Consider the following 16,764-nt stretch of genomic DNA (forward strand, 5'->3'; position numbering starts at 1 on the left):
CCGTCCGGCGGGGCGGGCGCGCGCACGGGGGCGCCGGCGAAGGCGGCGTCGGCCCCGGACTCCAGACGGCGCAGGCAGCAGTGCCGGGCCAGGGCGTACAGCCAGGCCCGGCGGAGTGCCGGGTCGGCGAGCCGGGCGCCGTGCCGCAGCGCCAGGTCGCGGACCTCCGCGACGGCGGCCACGGCGGCGTCGTGCTCGCACAGGACGGAGAGGCAGTAGGTGAACAGGCCGTCCACGTGCTGCCCGTAGGCGTGCAGGACCGGTGCCCCGGCGGTGGCCACCGGGCTCTCAAGCAAGCTCGTCACGGCTCCGACGGTAGGGACGGAATTCGCCCGGTCCGGTGGTTTCCCGGCGCTTGTACTTCTTTCGGGTAACAGCACCGGTCGACCCGTGACCCCGCGCGCACCGGCCCCGCGCGCCGCCCGGACGCCCCATGCCCCCCCCGGGCGACGAGGGGCGGTCCGCGGGGCTGCGGAGCGACCCCGGCCGGGCCGGAGCGCGCGGACCGGCCCGCGTTGTCGGACCCACCGGCTACGGTTGGCCGCATGGCAGCCCGCACCAAGACCACCGCCAAGCCGCGCCCGGCGTACCGCTGCACCGAGTGCGGCAACCAGCTCCCCAAGTGGGTGGGCCGCTGCCCGGAGTGCAACTCCTGGGGCACGGTCGAGGAGTACGGCGCCGTCCCGCTGCGGACGACCGCGGCCGGCCCGGTCAGCTCCCCGGCGAAGCCGATCGGCCAGGTCGACGGCCAGGTGGCGACGGCCCGCACCACCGGCGTGCCGGAGCTGGACCGGGTGCTCGGCGGCGGCCTGGTGCCCGGCGCCGTGGTGCTGCTCGCCGGCGAGCCCGGCGTCGGCAAGTCCACCCTGCTGCTGGACGTGGCCGCCAAGGCGGCGAGCGAGCGGCACCGTACCCTGTACGTCACCGGCGAGGAGTCCGCCGGCCAGGTCCGGCTGCGCGCCGACCGGATCAACGCCCTCTCCGAGCACCTCTACCTGGCCGCCGAGTCGGACCTCGGGGCGGTGCTCGGCCACATCGAGGCGGTGAACCCGGGGCTGCTGATCCTCGACTCGGTGCAGACCATCGCCTCCGCCGAGCTGGACGGCGCGCCCGGCGGCCCGGCCCAGGTCCGCGAGGTGGCGAACGCGCTGATCAGGGCCTCCAAGGATCGCGGCATGGCCACCCTGCTGGTCGGCCACGTCACCAAGGACGGCCAGATCGCCGGCCCGCGCCTGCTGGAGCACCTGGTCGACGTGGTGCTGAGCTTCGAGGGCGACCGGCACGCCCGGCTGCGGATCATCCGCGGGGTCAAGAACCGCTACGGGGCGACCGACGAGGTCGGCTGCTTCGAGCTGCACGACGAGGGGATCGCCGGTCTGGCCGATCCGTCCGGGCTCTTCCTGACCAGGCGTGACAAGCCGGTGCCGGGCACCTGCCTGACCGTCACCCTGGAGGGCCGCCGCCCGCTGGTCGCCGAGGTGCAGGCGCTGATGGTGGATTCGCAGATCCCCTCGCCGCGCCGGACGACCTCCGGCCTGGAGTCGCCCCGCATCGCGATGATCCTGGCGGTGGTCGAGCGCCACGGCGGGGTGAAGTTGGGCAAGCAGGACATCTACACCGCGACGGTCGGCGGCGTGAAGCTCACCGAACCCTCCGCGGACCTCGCCATCGCCCTGGCGGTGGCCAGCTCCTCCTCCGACACCCCGCTGCCGAGCAACCTGGTCGCCATCGGCGAGGTCGGGCTGGCGGGCGAGGTGCGCCGGGTGACGGGTGTGCAGCGCCGGCTGGCCGAGGCCCACCGGCTGGGCTTCACACATGCGCTCGTCCCGCCGGACCCGGGCAAGGTGCCGCCGGGGATGAAGGTGGTGGAGGTCTCGGACATCGGCGAGGCGCTGCGGGCGATCCCGGGCCGCCGCCGTGCCGCGCGGCCCCGTCAGGAGCAGTCCGCGCCGCCGGCCGCCGCCCCCCGGGGCAGCGCCGGCGACCCTGCCCGGGCGGCCCTGCAGGCCTACGTCCCGGCCCACCCGGAGGAGCTGATGGACGGCTGGGAGCCGGTCGGCGCGGACGAACTCGGCTGACTCCGGCCCCGCTATTGCCGCACGCAGTTAGACTTTGCCCTGTCTAATGGGCAATCGGTAATCGGTGCAGTAATAAGCGAGAGACCGTCGGGCGCCGCGCCACGCGGTCCGGCTCGACCGGAGGAGTCACGTGGCAGCCAGCGACCGGGCGGACAGGTCCCCCCGCGAGGAGGCCCTGCTGCGGGCTTCCCTCAGTGCGATTGCGCCCGGCACGGCGCTGCGGGACGGCCTGGAGCGCGTGCTGCGGGCCAACACCGGCGGGCTCATCGTGCTCGGCTTCGACAAGAGCGTGGAGTCGCTCTGCACCGGCGGTTTCGTGCTGGACGTCGAGTTCACCGCCACCCGGCTGCGCGAGCTCTGCAAGCTCGACGGCGCGGTGATCCTGGACAAGGACATCACCAAGATCGTCCGGGCCGGTGTGCACCTGATGCCGGACTCCGCCATTCCGACCGACGAGACCGGCACCCGCCACCGCACCGCCGAGCGGGTGAACCGGCAGACCGGTTTCCCGGTGGTCGCCGTCTCGCACTCGATGCGGCTGATCGCGATGTACGTCAACGGCTCCCGCCGGGTGCTGGAGGACTCCACCACCGTCCTCTCCCGCGCCAACCAGGCGCTCGCCACCCTGGAGCGGTACAAGCTCCGGCTGGACGAGGTCGCCGGCACGCTCTCCGCGCTGGAGATCGAGGACCTGGTCACCGTCCGCGACGTGGCCGCCGTCGTCCAGCGGCTGGAGATGGTCCGCCTGATCGCCGCCGAGATCGCCGGCTACGTGCTGGAGCTCGGCACCGACGGCCGGCTGCTCTCGCTGCAGCTGGACGAGCTGATCGCCGGCGTGGAGCCGGAGCGCGAGCTCGTCGCCCGGGACTACTTCCCCGAGCGGGCCGCCAAGAAGGGCCGGACGGTCACCGAGGTGCTCGCCGACCTGGAGGCGCTCACCCACGCCGAGCTGCTCGACCTGCAGACGGTGGTCAAGGCGCTCGGCTACTCGGGCTCGCTGGAGGCGCTGGACTCGGCGGTCTCACCGCGCGGCTACCGGCTGCTCGCCAAGGTGCCCCGCCTGCCGAACACCGTGATCGAGCGCCTGGTGGAGCACTTCGGCGGCCTGCAGAAGCTGCTGGCCGCCAGCATCGACGACCTGCAGACGGTCGAGGGCGTCGGCGAGACCCGGGCCCGCTCGGTGCGCGAGGGGCTGTCCCGCCTCGCCGAGTCGTCGATCCTCGAGCGCTACGTCTGACACCCGGCGGCCCGCTCCGGGGCCGGGAGCACCACCGGCCCGTCCGGTGGGGCGGACGGGCCGGCTGCTGCCACCACTCTGCCCGTTCGGCAGGTTCGCGACAAAGAGGCTTTCCCGACACCGCACACGCTTCACACGAGCGGGCAGCATTCGGGGCGGCGAACCGGGACGTACCGGTACACACCGCCGCTGTCGAAACCCGCCCGTGACGCCGCGTCGGACGGCCGACACGCGCCCGTCACACCGCCCGGTGCCGCCCTGGCCGAAAACCGCCGCAGCGGCCGCTCCGCACAGGCAGAACGGCCCGCCCCCGAGGTGCCGGGGGCGGGCCGTCCCTGGGCTTGCGCCGGGGTCAGTCCTCCAGGCGGATGGACGTCCGGGCCGAGACCGGGCCGCCGGACGGGCCGGTCAGGTCGGCCTGGACGAGGTAGTTGCCCGCGCCGGCCGGCGTGCCGTCGGCGGACGCGCACTGCGGCTTGCTGCGGTTGCGGTTCCAGGTGAAGTTCTCGGTCAGCCCGGCGCCGGCGGCCAGCTGCACCCAGGTCGCCTGCCGGTTCGCCGGGCAGTCGCCGGAGGACCAGACCCGCTCTCCGCTGCTGGCGGTGACGGTCAGCGTCGAGGCCGCACGGCCGAGGTCCACCCGGCAGCCGGCGCCCGAGGTGTTGCGGACGGTCAGCGAGAACCTCGGCTTGACCTTGGTGGTGTACGAGTTGAGGCCGCTCGCCAGCTCCAGCGAGACCTGGGAGGTCGAGCAGGCGGGCAGGGCCATCACCTCGGCGGTGTTGGTCGGCGGCTGGCCGCCGCCCGTGCCGCCGGCGCTGCCGGTGCCGCCGGCCGCGGAGCCGTCGGTGCCGCCTGCGGTGCTGCCGGTGCCGTCCGAACTGCCGCCGCCCGTACCGCCGGTGGAGAGGCTGACGTCCCCGCCGGAGGAGCCGGTGCCGCCGGTCGCCGTGCCGCCGGTCGAACCGCCGGTGCCGCCGGGGCGCGAGGTGATGGCCGAGCCGGACGGGCTGGCGCCGGGAGTGATCGACTGGGCGGGGGCTGCCTGAGCGGTCTTCTTCTGCCCCTGCCCGCCGTCGCCCGATCCGGCGAGCAGCCAGACCACCAGCGCCGCGACGACGGCCAGCGCGGCGAGCACGACAAGACGCCGTCGCCAGTAGATCGAGGCGGGCAACGGTCCCACGGGTTGACGCAGAGAGGGCACGCGCAAACTCTACGAGACTGTGTGCACCCGTTGATGCATCAACACTGTACGGGGATCACTTCCTTCACATGATCCGCCATTTGCTCCGGACGGGCGAGACCGTTCAGGGCATTTCCCAGGCCTGTGCCGGCCCCCCGCTGCGCCCTATAGTCACGGCATGGCGACCGAGCAGCGCACCGAACCCGACCCGGCCCGAACCGTCGCCGAGGCGCGGCGCGCGTTCTTCGTGATGTTCGCCTTCCTCTGCACGGTGTGGGCCCTGCAACTGGCCAACTGGCTCGGCGACTACGCGCTCACCCTCGACTTCGGCATCCGCTCGCACCGGCTCGAACGGCTGCCGGACGTGCTCGCCGCCCCGCTGCTGCACGTGAACTGGCAGCACGTGGAGAGCAATTCGGGCCCGCTGTTCGTCTTCGGCTTCCTCGCGGCGTACCGCGGGGTGAAGAAGTTCCTCGGGCTGACCCTGCTGGTGGCGCTGACCAGCGGCGTCGCCGTCTGGCTCTTCGAACGCGAGCAGGTGGTGACGGTCGGCGCCAGCGGGCTGATCTACGGCTACTTCGGCTACGTGGTGCTGCGCGGCCTGATCGACCGGAACCTCATCGACAGCCTGGTCGGTCTGGTGATGGCAGCCTCGTTCGCCTACATCCTCACCACCGCCGTGCCGGGCACACCGGGCGTGAGCTGGCTGGGGCACCTCGGCGGACTCGTCGGCGGCCTGCTCGGCGCCTGGCTGTTGCGCGGGCGCGGCACCCGTACCGACCGGGCCGCCGGGGTCGCCCGGGGCACCGGCGCCGATCAGGGGGCCGTCCGAACGGTGCCCGCCCGGGGCATCGCCGGCGCCCCCGGCAACCTGCCGGAGAGCCCCCGGGCCGCACTGCTCAAGGAGTTGGACGACCTCGGCCTCTGACGGTCGCGCCCCCTGCCGTCGGCCTGCCGGGCCCGGCCGACCCGGTCCGGCCGCCCTCGGCGGCGTGGGAGGATCGGGAGTGCCATGGTTGCCATCAATGCCACTCCCTCCCGGCTGCACTCCGCCGTCATCGGCTGGTACGAGGCCAACGCCCGCGACCTGCCCTGGCGGGACTCGACCGCCACGCCCTGGGCGGTGATGGTCAGCGAGTTCATGCTCCAGCAGACCCCGGTGAAGCGGGTGCTGCCCGCCTACGCGGCCTGGCTGGAGCGCTGGCCCACCCCGGCCGACCTGGCCGCCGACGCCCCGGGCGAGGCCGTCCGGATGTGGGGCAGGCTCGGCTACCCGCGGCGTGCGCTGCGGCTGCACGGCGCCGCGGTGGCCATCACCGAGCAGCACGGCGGGCGGGTGCCGGAGGACCATGCGGCGCTGCTGGCGCTGCCCGGCGTCGGCGAGTACACCGCGGCCGCGGTCGCCTCCTTCGCCTTCCGGCAGCGGCACGTGGTGCTGGACACCAACGTCCGCCGGGTGTTCGCCCGGGCGGTGACCGGCGTGGAGTACCCGGCGCAGGCGACCACCGCCGCCGAACGCCGCACCGCGACCGCGTACCTGCCCGAGGACGACGACCGGGCGGCGACCTGGGCCGTCGCCGTGATGGAGCTCGGCGCGCTGGTCTGCACCGCACGCGGCCCCGAGTGCGCCGACTGCCCGCTGTTCGCCGACTGCGCCTGGCAGAAGGCCGGCCGCCCGCCGTACGAGGGCCCGGCCCGCCGAGGGCAGACCTACGAGGGCACCGACCGCCAGGTCCGCGGCAAGTTGCTCGCCGTGCTGCGCGAGGCGCACGGCGAGGTGCCGCAGGCCCGGCTGGACGCCGTCTGGCCGGACGCCGTGCAGCGGGCCCGGGCCCTGGACGGGCTGGTCGCCGACGGCCTGGTCGAACCCGTCGCGCAGGGCGTCTACCGGCTGCCGGGCTGACCGGCCCGGAAACGGACAGGGCCCGCCCGGCACGTGCCGGGCGGGCCCTGTCCGTCGTACGGGGATCAGACCGCTTCGAGCTGTGTCTCGGGCTTCTGCGCCGCACCGCCGCGCAGCGGCACCTCGCGCAGGAAGACCGCCGCGGCGACCGCGACCAGGCTGATCACGGCGCCCCACAGGAAGACGGTGTGCATGCCGTTGGCGACGGCGTGGTGGTAGGCGTCCTGCTGGGCAGGGCCCATTTTGCGCAGCGCCGCGGGGCCCATCTGGCCGAGGTTGCCGATCTTCGCGCCGCCGAGCCGCTCCTTCATGGTCTCGGTGACCTGGTGGTTGAAGAGCGCGCCGAACAGCGCCACACCGATCGAACCGCCGATGGTGCGGAACAGCGTGGCGGTGGAGGAGGCCACGCCCATGTCCTTGAGCTCGACGCTGTTCTGCGCCACCAGCATGGTCACCTGCATCAGGAAGCCCATGCCGGCGCCCAGCACGACCATCCAGCAGGCCGAGGTGAACCGGCTGGTGTCGGTGCCGAGGGTGGAGAGCAGCAGCGAGCCGCCCGCCATCACCGCGGTGCCGATGATCGGGTAGATGCGGTACTTGCCGGTCTTGGTGATGGCCTGGCCGACCACCAGCGAGATGACCAGCATGCCGAACATCATCGGCATCAGCAGCAGGCCGGAGTTGGTCGCCGAGGCGCCCTGCACCGTCTGCTGGTAGAGCGGCAGGAAGGTCACCGCCCCGAACATCGCGAAACCGACGATGAAGCCGATCACCGAGACCAGGGTGAAGTTGCGGTTCTTGAAGAGCGTCAGCGGCAGCATCGGCTCCTCGACGCGCTGCTCCACGTAGCAGAAACCGATCAGCGAGGCGACGGCCAGCGCGCCGAGACCCAGGATCTGCTTGGAGCCCCAGGCGTACTCCGACCCGCCCCAGGTGGTGACCAGGACCAGCGAGGTGATGCCGACGGTCAGCAGCAGCGCGCCCAGGTAGTCGATCCGGGCGGTGGACCGGACGCTGGGCAGCTTCAGGGTGATCACGATGAAGGCCAGCGCGAGCACGCCGAGCGGCAGGTTGATGTAGAACGTCCAGCGCCAGCTCAGGTGGTCGGTGATGAAGCCGCCGATCAGCGGGCCGCCGATGGTGGCGAGCGCCATCACCGCGGCGAACATGCCCTGGTACTTGCCGCGGTCACGCGGCGGGACGAGCGCGCCCATGATCGACATCACGCCGACCATCAGGCCGCCGGCGCCGAGGCCCTGCACGGCGCGGAAGGCGATCAGCTGGCCCATCGAGCCGGACAGGCCGGAGAGCGCCGAACCCGCCAGGAAGATCGCGATCGACAGGACGAAGGTGCCCTTGCGGCCGAACATGTCGCCGAGCTTGCCCCAGACGGGGGTGGAGGCCGCGGTCGCCAGCGTGTAGGCGGTGACCACCCACGACAGGTGCTCGGCGCCGCCGAGCTCGCCGACGATGGTGGGCATCGCGGTGCCGACGATCAGGTTGTCGAGCATGGCGAGCAGCATCGCGACGACGAGGCCGATCATCACCAGCCGGATCTCGCGCGGCGAGCGCGGGAGGACGTCGGACGCCCCCGCGGCGTCGGCTGCGGGACCGTCCGCAGCTTTTTCTACCTGCTGGTGTGACATCGAGACTCTCCCCGGGAGCGGCTCGGCCGCGTGGTGCGCGACCTACTTACTTGTCGACCGGCTAGTTGTCCGGCCGCGTGGCACGGTAGGTTGTCCCCCAGCCGGGCGTCAAGCCGGTTTCGGCGGACCGCCCCCGGGCAGGGAGAATGAACTCCGGGGACGCGCCGAGATCGGTGCGGACCGCCACCCCGACAGAGCCACGAGGCAGGCCACCGACCGATGAGTACGACCCAGAGCCCCCGCAGCGACACCCGAGCGCGCATCATCGAGGTGGCCCTGGAACTCTTCGCCTCACAGGGGTACGAGAAGACCTCGCTGCGCGAGATCGCCGACCGCCTCGGTGTGACCAAGGCCGCGCTGTACTACCACTTCAAGACCAAGGACGACATCGTCCACGGCATCGTCGAGTCCATGGCCGCCCCGATAGACGAGGCGATCACCTGGGGCCGCGACCGGGCCTGGTCCCCGGAAGTCCGCGACGAACTGGTCCGGCGCTTCGCCGCCGGCATGGCCGACCGCGCGCCGCTGCTCCGCTTCTTCCACGAGAACCAGCCCGCCCTGCGGGAGTCCGCGGCCGGCTCCGAGTTCAAGGACCGGATGCTGGCGATGATCGGGCTCATCCAGGGCCCGGACGCCACCTTCCGCGAGCGGCTGCGCGCCACCGTGGCGCTCTTCTCGATCAACTCGGCGTTCTTCCTGCTCAAGCAGGACCAGGGGGAGCCGGACGGGTCCGGCGAGCACGAAACCGCCTGCGCCGAGGCCCCGCCGGCCACCCTCCCGGAGGCCATGGAGGCCGCCGTCGAGCTGGCGCTGGAGATAGCGTCCGGCATCTCGGCCGGCGGAGCGGCGAACGCCGCCGGGGCGGCCGCCCGCTGACGGCCGCCCCGGCGGCCTCCCGCTCCGCAGGGGGCGGGATCAGAAGTTGGTCGCGCCGTGCGCCGAGAGGTACTTGATCGGGTCGATCACGGCGCCGTACCGGTTCGCGGTGCGGATCTCGAAGTGCAGGTGCGGGCCGGTCGAGTTGCCCGTGTTGCCGGACAGGCCGACCCGGTCCCCGGCGTGCACCTTCTGGCCCGCGTGGACACCGAGCTTCGACATGTGTGCGTACTGGGCGAAGTGACCGTCCGACAGCTTCAGCACGACCTGGTTGCCGTACGCGCCGGCCCAGCCGGCCGACACCACGGTGGCGTCGCCCACCGCGACCAGCGGGGTGCCCGGGCGGACGGCGAAGTCCACACCGGTGTGGAAGCCGGCCGCGTAGCTGTGGTTGGTCTTGTGGTACGGGTTGCTGGTCGGCGCGCCCGGCGCGGGGGAGGACCAGCCGGGCTGCGCCGGGGCCGGCGCAGGGGCGGGCTGGGCCTGCTGCGGCTGCGCCTGCTGGGCGGGCTGCGCCTGCTCGGCGGGCGTCTGCTCGGGCTGCGGCTGGGCGGCGGGCTGGGGCTGCTCGGCCGGGGGCTGGGCGAGGTTGTGCGCCACCGCGACGGAGTCCTGCGCGGAAACGGAGCGCGGCTGCTTGTACGTGCTCGGGGCGGCCACCTGCACCACCCGGTCCTCCTGCTGCGGGGCGGCGGAGGCGGTGAACACCGAGCTGCCCGGCACCGTCGGGTGGACGGTCGCCTGCGCCGCTGCGTGGCCCGGCAGCAGCAGGGCACCCAGGGCCAGCGCGGCGACGCCGCCCGACGCCACCTTCGCCCGGTTCCGCAGCAGTGGCGAGGCCGCCGCCCGCACGCCCGAGAACGAGCCCGTCGACGTGCCCGGCAGCCCGCCGCCGCCCAGTGCGCGGGAGGACAGCGAGCGGGCGTTGAGCAGGGCCGCGGCGGTGCCGGCGGAGGCCGTGCGGACGATACGACGGGTGGCGTCGGAGAACGAAGGCATGGTGGCTGGACCTCGCGGAAGGGGCGGTGCGCAGTGGAGCCGCACGGCTCCCTGGCGGGGACCACTCCGGTGTAGTCGCATCCGGGGACGTACCCAAACGGTGTGACCTACGACGGTCCGTCGTGGTGGACACCGGGCCCGCGGCGACGGCCCCGCCGTGCCGGGCCGCACCGGGGCGGCCCGCTACTACCCGCCCTCGTACCGGGCCGGGGGCCTGTGACCACTGCCACCGCGGTACCCCGCCGCGCGGCCGCCAATCGTGAGCCGCGTCACGGCCTCCGCCGGCCGCGGGTGCGGCCGGTCACGTACGGTCCCGAGGGATCGGAGGAGAAGCCGTACGGCAACTTCCCGTCCTCCTCGCGCCATCCGGGGCGGCGGGCGCCGATCCGGGCGAAGATCTGAGCGTGAACGAGGAACTCCAGCAGCGGCGCTACGCCGCATTCCGGTCCTGCAGCCGGCTGCTCTCGGGCAGCCGGCCGGTCAGCATGCGCGAGCGGACGGCCTCGCTGGCCGCCGATGCCGAGCAGGTGCACGACCTCGACGAGCGGCCCGACGTGTACGGCGACGGGGTGGTCCGCGCCCTGGAGCAGAAGGTGGCGGCCCTGCTGGGCCGGGAGGCCGCGGTGTACTTCCCGACCGGCACGATGGCCCAGCAGGTGGCACTGCGGTACTGGGCGGAGCGCACCGGCAGCCCGATGGTGGCGATGCACCCGCTCGCCCACCCGGAGCTGCACGAACGGCGGGCGGTCACCCGGCTCACCGGCCTGCACACCGTCTGGCCGACCACCGCGCCGCGACTGCCCACCCCCGCCGAACTGCGCACCTGTGAGGAGCAGTTCGGCACCCTGATGGTGGAACTCCCGCTGCGCGACGCCGGTTTCGTCCTGCCCACCTGGGACGAGCTGGTGGAGACGGTCGCCGCCGCCCGCGAACTCGGTGCCCGGGTGCACCTCGACGGCGCCCGGCTGTGGGAGTCGACCGTCCACCTGGGGCGCCCGCTGCCGGAGATCGCGGCGCTGGCGGACTCGGTGTACGTCTCCTGCTACAAGTCGCTGGGCGGCCTCAGCGGCGCCCTGCTGGCAGGTGACGAGGCCTTCGTCCGGGAGGCCCGGGTGTGGCAGCACCGGTACGGCGGGAAGCTCTTCCAGCAGTGGCCCGCGGCGCTCTCCGCGCTCGTCGGTCTGGAGCGTGAACTCCCGCTCCTGCCACGGTACGTGGCGCACGCAAGGACGGTCGCCGCGGCGCTGGCCGAGGTGCCCGGCGCCCGGGTCCACCCGTTGCCGCCGCACACCCACCAGTTCCGGCTCTGGCTGCCGCACACCGCGGACGCGCTCACCGAGGCCACCCTGCGGCTCGCCGAGGAGCAGGGCATCGCGCTGTTCCACTACTGGGACGAGCCCGGGGCGCCCGGTCTCGCGATGACCGAGGTGACGGTGGGCAGCGCAGCCCTGGAGTGGACGGCCGAGGACGTCGGCAAGGCGATGGCCGCCCTGCTGGCACTGCTCTGAGCGCAGCCGCACACGCCCCCGTCCCGGACCGGGACGCACGTCGGCCCGGCTCCTCCCGCCGGAGGAGCCGGGCCGACGCAGTGTCAACCGTCAGTACCCGTAGGTGCCGATCAGAAGGCCGGGCGGACCATCAGGATGGTCTCCAGCTTGTTGGAGCTGTTCCACAGCACGTCGATCGCGGTGTGGGTGTCCGGCACCTTCACGCTGGAGTACGGGGTCTTCTCGTCCCAGTACTTCTTGGTGTGGTCGTTGAAGGTGGTGACGCCGGCCGCGCTCGGGACCTTGGTGAGCACGTCGGCCTTGTGCAGCTGCAGGCCGTCGGTCTTCTCGAACCCGAAGGTGGAGTCGTAGCCCTGGAGGCGCGAGCGCATCAGGGAGCCGTCCGCCCAGGTGATCGGGGTCGGGTGCGAGTCCACCGGCAGGATCAGGCCGGAGCCCGGGTGGTCGGTGACGTTGTTGTCGGACTGCGAGGTGTCCCACAGCCAGATCAGGATGCCGTTCTGGTTCTGGTAGTGGTCCACCCAGTCCGGGCGGGCCGCGGAACCGAACACGTACGGACCGGTCTTCAGCGTGGTGTCGTAGGACACGTACTGACGGTTCTCGACGATGTAGTGCTGGGCGTAGTCCTTGGAGAACTTGCCCGTGATCCGCGAGAAGCCGGTGGCGGTCCAGCCGTTGTCACCGTGCTCCGCGTCGTCGCTGAACAGCGCGGCACCGTCGGCGTTGATCGCGATGTTGTCCAGCGCGAGGCCCTTCATGTGCAGGCCGCCGTCGGTGGTGTAGTGGAAGCGGACCTTGACGGCCTTGCCGGCGTAGGCGTTCAGCGAGTAGGACAGGTCGCCCCACTTGCCGCCCGAGTTGCCGGTGAGGCCCGGCGCGTCGGCGCCGTCCTTCTGCAGCGGGGTGCCGTTGAAGGTGCCGTCGATGGCGGTCCAGTGGGCGCCGCCGTCGGTGGAGACCTCGGCGTAGCCGTAGTCGTAGTCCTGCTCGATGTCGTACCAGGCCTTGGCGGTCAGCGTCGCCGAGGTCTTGCCGGTCAGGTCGACATCACGCACCAGCGAGACGTTCAGGTCGTCCGCGCTGCCGCTCCACCACTCGTTCGCACCCGCGAACGGGGTGTTGATCTCGGTGGTGACCGTCTTGTTCGGGAGGTCGACCACCACGGCCTGCGGGCGCTTGCTGTTGTACTCCGCCGGACCGGTCCAGTGGAAGGACAGCTTGTTGGCGCTGGCCTTGTCGTAGTTCAGCCAGCCGAGCTGCAGCTTGCTCCAGGCGTCGAGGTCGCCCGGCTTGTCGCCGATCGACGACTTGCCGTCGCCCAGCCAGGAACCGGAGGACATCAGCGACCAGAAGCCGACCGAGTTGTCGTCCTTGCCGGTGGTGTCGTAGAGGTCCGGCAGACCGAGGTCGTGGCCGTACTCGTGGGCGAAGACACCGAGGCCGCCGTTCTCGGGCTGCATGGTGTAGTCGCCGACCCAGAGGCCGCTGGTGCCGACCGGGGTGCCGCCGAGCTTGTTGTTGTCCGGGCCGGTCTTGCCGGCCTGGGCGCCGTAGACGTAGCTGCGGTGGGCCCAGAGCGCGTCGGTGCCCTGGACGCCGCCGCCGGCGGACTGGTCCTCACCGGCGTGCACGATCTGGAAGTGGTCGATGTAACCGTCGGGCTCGTTGAAGTTGCCGTCGTGGTCGTAGTCGTACCGGTCCCACTGGTCGTACTGCGCCATCGTGGCCTTGATCTGCGCGTCCGTCTGGCCCTTGGCCTTCTGGTCGGCGACCCAGGCGTTGATGCCGTCGCGGATCAGGTCCTGCGCGTTGTTGCAGACGTGCTGGCCGCAGTAGTCCGAGCCGTAACGGGCCTCGTTCCACGGCACCTTCACCCAGTCGGTGACCTGGCCGTCGACCGAGTAGCGGCCCGAGGACTGCTTCTCGTAGAAGGTCTTCAGCGAGTCGCCGGTCTTCGAGAAGTACATGTCCTGGTAGTGCGCCTGGTTGTAATCGGCCTGCCAGGCGGTCGAGTTGTCCTTCGACCGGTCGGGCTGGGCGATCAGGTTGTGCGCCGGGCCGGGCTGGCCGCCGTACTTGACCTTGCCGTCCGGGGTGGTGGTGGTGTTGTCCACCTGGTCGCCGAAGTCGACGAGGATGGTGAAGATCTTGTCCGTGCGCTCACGGGCGAGCTCGACGTACTTGTCGCGGCCCAGCTTCACGGAGGTGCTGCTGCCGTGCTTCTCGATCTTGGCGGTGCCCGCCAGGAGCTGCTCGGTGGCGGCCTTCTGCTCGGCCTCGACCTTGGCGGTCAGCGGGCCCGGCAGGTCGTGGTCGACCTTGAGCGCCTGCGCATCGGCAGGGTCGTGCGAGACAGGGGCCGGCGTGGCGGCGGTGGCCGTCCCGGGCAGCAGGCCCGTGCCGAGCGCGGCCGTGACCGCGATGGCAGCAGTGGCCGCAGCGGCCCTCTTGGATATCTTCAACGTGGTGACGTCCTCCCCTTGCCGGCACGGCTCTTGGCCCGCCGGCGAACCAATGAAAGACAGGTGGACGACATTTGATCCAAGCCACGGTCAAAAAGAAAGACCTTGACCATGCATGATCACGACGCTATCCTCCGGCGGCTGTGATCAACTGACTGACAGTCAAGAGTAAAGCCCGGCCCGCAGTTGGGGCATCGATCGCACGCGCACGAGCAGCATGTTGCCCCGCCGGGCGGCTCCGACGGGGCAAAATCACAGGTTATGGATGTCTAAACAGTTTTAAAACTGAAAAGGACTCGGCCCCGACGTTCCGTCGGGGCCGAGTCCTTTTGCGAACTACCGGTTACTTGGTCAGGTCCGGCCCGGGAGTGGAGACCGCGGCCGCCGGAGTGTCGGCCACCGGCGACTTCTCCTCGCCGCGGAAGGTGAACTTCGCGTCCTTGCCCTCGCCCTCGGTGCCGACGACCACGATGTGGCCGGCGCGCAGCTCGCCGAAGAGGATCTTCTCGGACAGGTGGTCCTCGATCTCGCGCTGGATCGTCCGGCGCAGCGGGCGGGCGCCCAGGATCGGGTCGTAGCCCTTCTTCGCCAGCAGCTTCTTGGCCTCGACGCTGAGCTCCAGGCCCATGTCGCGGTCCTTCAGGCGCTGGTCCACCTTGGCGATCATGAGGTCGACGATCTGGATGATGTCCTCCTCCGACAGCTGGTGGAAGACCACGATGTCGTCGACGCGGTTCAGGAACTCCGGCCGGAAGTGCTGCTTGAGCTCCTCGCTGACCTTCGCCTTCATCCGCTCGTACCCGCTCTGGGTGTCGCCCGTGGCCGCGAAGCCCAGGTTGAAGCCCTTGGAGATGTCCCGGGTGCCGAGGTTGGTGGTCATGATGATGACCGTGTTCTTGAAGTCGACCACGCGGCCCTGGGAGTCGGTCAGGCGGCCGTCCTCCAGGATCTGCAGCAGCGAGTTGAAGATGTCCGGGTGGGCCTTCTCCACCTCGTCGAAGAGGACGACGGAGAACGGCTTGCGGCGCACCTTCTCGGTCAGCTGGCCGCCCTCCTCGTAGCCCACGTAGCCGGGCGGGGAGCCGAACAGCCGGGAGACCGTGTGCTTCTCCGAGAACTCGGACATGTCGAGCGCGATCAGCGCGTCCTCGTCGCCGAAGAGGAACTCCGCCAGCGTCTTGGACAGCTCCGTCTTACCGACGCCGGACGGACCGGCGAAGATGAACGAACCGCCGGGGCGCTTCGGGTCCTTGAGGCCCGCACGGGTGCGCCGGATGGCCTGCGAGAGCGCCTTGATGGCGTCCTTCTGGCCGATGACGCGCTTGTGCAGCTCGTCCTCCATGCGCAGCAGGCGGGAGGACTCCTCCTCGGTCAGCTTGAAGACCGGGATGCCGGTGGCGGTGGCCAGGACCTCGGCGATGAGCTCCTCGTCCACCTCGGCGACGACGTCCATGTCGCCGGCCTTCCACTCCTTCTCCCGCTTGGCCTTCGCGGTGAGCAGCTGCTTCTCGTCGTCGCGCAGCGAGGCGGCCTTCTCGAAGTCCTGCGCGTCGATCGCGCTCTCCTTCTCGCGGCGGACCTCGGCGATCTTCTCGTCAAACTCGCGCAGGTCCGGCGGCGCGGTCATCCGGCGGATGCGCATCCGGGAGCCGGCCTCGTCGATCAGGTCGATCGCCTTGTCCGGCAGGAAGCGGTCCGAGATGTACCGGTCGGCCAGGGTGGCGGCGGCGACCAGGGCGGCGTCGGTGATCGAGACGCGGTGGTGCGCCTCGTACCGGTCGCGCAGGCCCTTGAGGATCTCGATGGTGTGCGGCAGCGACGGCTCGGCGACCTGGATCGGCTGGAAGCGACGCTCCAGCGCGGCGTCCTTCTCCAGGTGCTTGCGGTACTCGTCGAGCGTGGTGGCACCGATGGTCTGCAGCTCGCCGCGGGCCAGCATCGGCTTGAGGATGCTGGCGGCGTCGATGGCGCCCTCGGCGGCGCCCGCACCGACCAGGGTGTGCAGCTCGTCGATGAACAGGATGATGTCGCCGCGGGTGCGGATCTCCTTGAGGACCTTCTTCAGGCGCTCCTCGAAGTCACCGCGGTACCGGGAGCCGGCGACCAGGGCGCCGAGGTCCAGGGTGTAGAGCTGCTTGTCCTTGAGCGTCTCGGGGACCTCGCCCTTGACGATCGCCTGGGCCAGGCCCTCGACGACGGCGGTCTTGCCGACGCCGGGCTCGCCGATCAGCACGGGGTTGTTCTTGGTGCGGCGGGACAGCACCTGCATGACCCGCTCGATCTCCTTCTCGCGCCCGATCACCGGGTCGAGCTTGGCCTCGCGGGCGGCCTGCGTCAGGTTGCGGCCGAACTGGTCGAGGACCAGCGAGGTGGAGGGGGTGCCCTCGGCGGGGCCGCCGGCGGTCGCCGACTCCTTGCCGCCGCCGGAGTAACCGGAGAGCAGCTGGATGACCTGCTGCCGGACCCGGTTCAGATCGGCGCCCAGCTTCACCAGGACCTGGGCGGCGACGCCCTCGCCCTCGCGGATCAGGCCGAGCAGGATGTGCTCGGTGCCGATGTAGTTGTGACCGAGCTGAAGGGCCTCGCGGAGCGACAGCTCCAGGACCTTCTTCGCCCGGGGGGTGAAGGGGATGTGGCCGGACGGGGCCTGCTGCCCCTGGCCGATGATCTCCTCGACCTGCTGCCGGACCGCCTCGAGCGAGATCCCGAGGCTCTCCAGGGCCTTGGCGGCGACACCCTCACCCTCGTGGATCAGACCCAGGAGGATGTGCTCGGTGCCGATGTAGTTGTGGTTGAGCATCCGGGCTTCTTCCTGAGCCAGGACGACAACCCGCCGCGCGCGGTCGGTGAACCTTTCGAACATCGTTTTCGC

General features: G+C 71.6%; 11 protein-coding genes and 1 pseudogene. 6 read left to right on the forward strand and 6 right to left on the reverse strand.

Annotated elements, in window-relative coordinates; all coding sequences use genetic code 11:
* Nucleotides 1-305: pseudogene (locus KSNIM_RS21210) on the reverse strand (sigma-70 family RNA polymerase sigma factor); the annotation flags it as partial.
* 240 nt (nucleotides 306-545) lie between these two features.
* Here KSNIM_RS21210 and radA point away from each other — a divergent pair.
* Both radA and disA read left to right on the forward strand, forming a co-directional pair.
* Nucleotides 546-2,078 carry a DNA repair protein RadA gene (gene radA, locus KSNIM_RS21215; protein ID WP_263104771.1) on the forward strand — a complete coding sequence of 511 codons (1,533 nt, stop codon included), beginning with the start codon at nucleotides 546-548 and terminating at the stop codon, nucleotides 2,076-2,078.
* A 178-nt stretch (nucleotides 2,079-2,256) separates the two neighbouring features.
* Nucleotides 2,257-3,315: a DNA integrity scanning diadenylate cyclase DisA gene (disA, locus tag KSNIM_RS21220; protein ID WP_263108051.1), complete on the forward strand. Its 1,059-nt coding sequence runs from the start codon at nucleotides 2,257-2,259 to the stop codon at nucleotides 3,313-3,315.
* A gap of 352 nt (nucleotides 3,316-3,667) precedes the next feature.
* Here the strand turns inward: disA and KSNIM_RS21225 are convergent, their stop codons facing one another.
* Nucleotides 3,668-4,519 (reverse strand): hypothetical protein, encoded by an 852-nt coding sequence (locus KSNIM_RS21225; protein ID WP_263104772.1) that lies wholly within the window; start codon nucleotides 4,517-4,519, stop codon nucleotides 3,668-3,670.
* Nucleotides 4,520-4,676: 157 nt separating this feature from the next.
* Between KSNIM_RS21225 and KSNIM_RS21230 the strand changes: the two genes are divergently transcribed.
* Together KSNIM_RS21230 and KSNIM_RS21235 are read left to right on the forward strand one after the other, a co-directional pair.
* A complete protein-coding gene (locus KSNIM_RS21230; RefSeq protein WP_263104773.1) occupies nucleotides 4,677-5,426 on the forward strand; it encodes a rhomboid family intramembrane serine protease in 750 nt (249 codons plus the stop codon).
* A gap of 84 nt (nucleotides 5,427-5,510) precedes the next feature.
* On the forward strand, nucleotides 5,511-6,401 hold the full coding sequence (locus tag KSNIM_RS21235) for an A/G-specific adenine glycosylase (protein WP_263104774.1): 891 nt from the start codon (nucleotides 5,511-5,513) through the stop codon (nucleotides 6,399-6,401).
* Between the two features lie 65 nt (nucleotides 6,402-6,466).
* Here the strand turns inward: KSNIM_RS21235 and KSNIM_RS21240 are convergent, their stop codons facing one another.
* Nucleotides 6,467-8,047: an MDR family MFS transporter gene (locus KSNIM_RS21240; protein WP_263104775.1), complete on the reverse strand. Its 1,581-nt coding sequence runs from the start codon at nucleotides 8,045-8,047 to the stop codon at nucleotides 6,467-6,469.
* A 219-nt stretch (nucleotides 8,048-8,266) separates the two neighbouring features.
* Between KSNIM_RS21240 and KSNIM_RS21245 the strand changes: the two genes are divergently transcribed.
* Nucleotides 8,267-8,923, forward strand: coding sequence for a TetR/AcrR family transcriptional regulator (locus tag KSNIM_RS21245; protein WP_263104776.1), 657 nt, complete (start codon nucleotides 8,267-8,269; stop codon nucleotides 8,921-8,923).
* Nucleotides 8,924-8,962: 39 nt separating this feature from the next.
* Here the strand turns inward: KSNIM_RS21245 and KSNIM_RS21250 are convergent, their stop codons facing one another.
* The gene (locus KSNIM_RS21250) at nucleotides 8,963-9,922 is read right to left on the reverse strand and encodes a M23 family metallopeptidase (RefSeq protein WP_263104777.1); all 960 of its coding nucleotides are present in this window, start codon (nucleotides 9,920-9,922) and stop codon (nucleotides 8,963-8,965) included.
* Nucleotides 9,923-10,320: 398 nt separating this feature from the next.
* Here KSNIM_RS21250 and KSNIM_RS21255 point away from each other — a divergent pair, with 398 nt between their 5' ends.
* Entirely contained in the window at nucleotides 10,321-11,430 is a 1,110-nt protein-coding gene (locus KSNIM_RS21255; protein ID WP_263108052.1) for a threonine aldolase family protein, read from the forward strand.
* A gap of 110 nt (nucleotides 11,431-11,540) precedes the next feature.
* Here KSNIM_RS21255 and KSNIM_RS21260 read toward each other — a convergent pair whose 3' ends face one another.
* Together KSNIM_RS21260 and KSNIM_RS21265 are read right to left on the reverse strand one after the other, a co-directional pair.
* A complete protein-coding gene (locus KSNIM_RS21260) occupies nucleotides 11,541-13,892 on the reverse strand; it encodes an immune inhibitor A (protein ID WP_263104778.1) in 2,352 nt (783 codons plus the stop codon).
* Nucleotides 13,893-14,235: 343 nt separating this feature from the next.
* Entirely contained in the window at nucleotides 14,236-16,755 is a 2,520-nt protein-coding gene (locus KSNIM_RS21265) for an ATP-dependent Clp protease ATP-binding subunit (protein ID WP_263104779.1), read from the reverse strand.
* Nucleotides 16,756-16,764: the final 9 nt, after the last annotated feature.

Source organism: Kitasatospora sp. DSM 101779 (assembly GCF_025655475.1).
In the GTDB taxonomy this organism is placed as follows: Bacteria; Actinomycetota; Actinomycetes; order Streptomycetales; family Streptomycetaceae; genus Kitasatospora.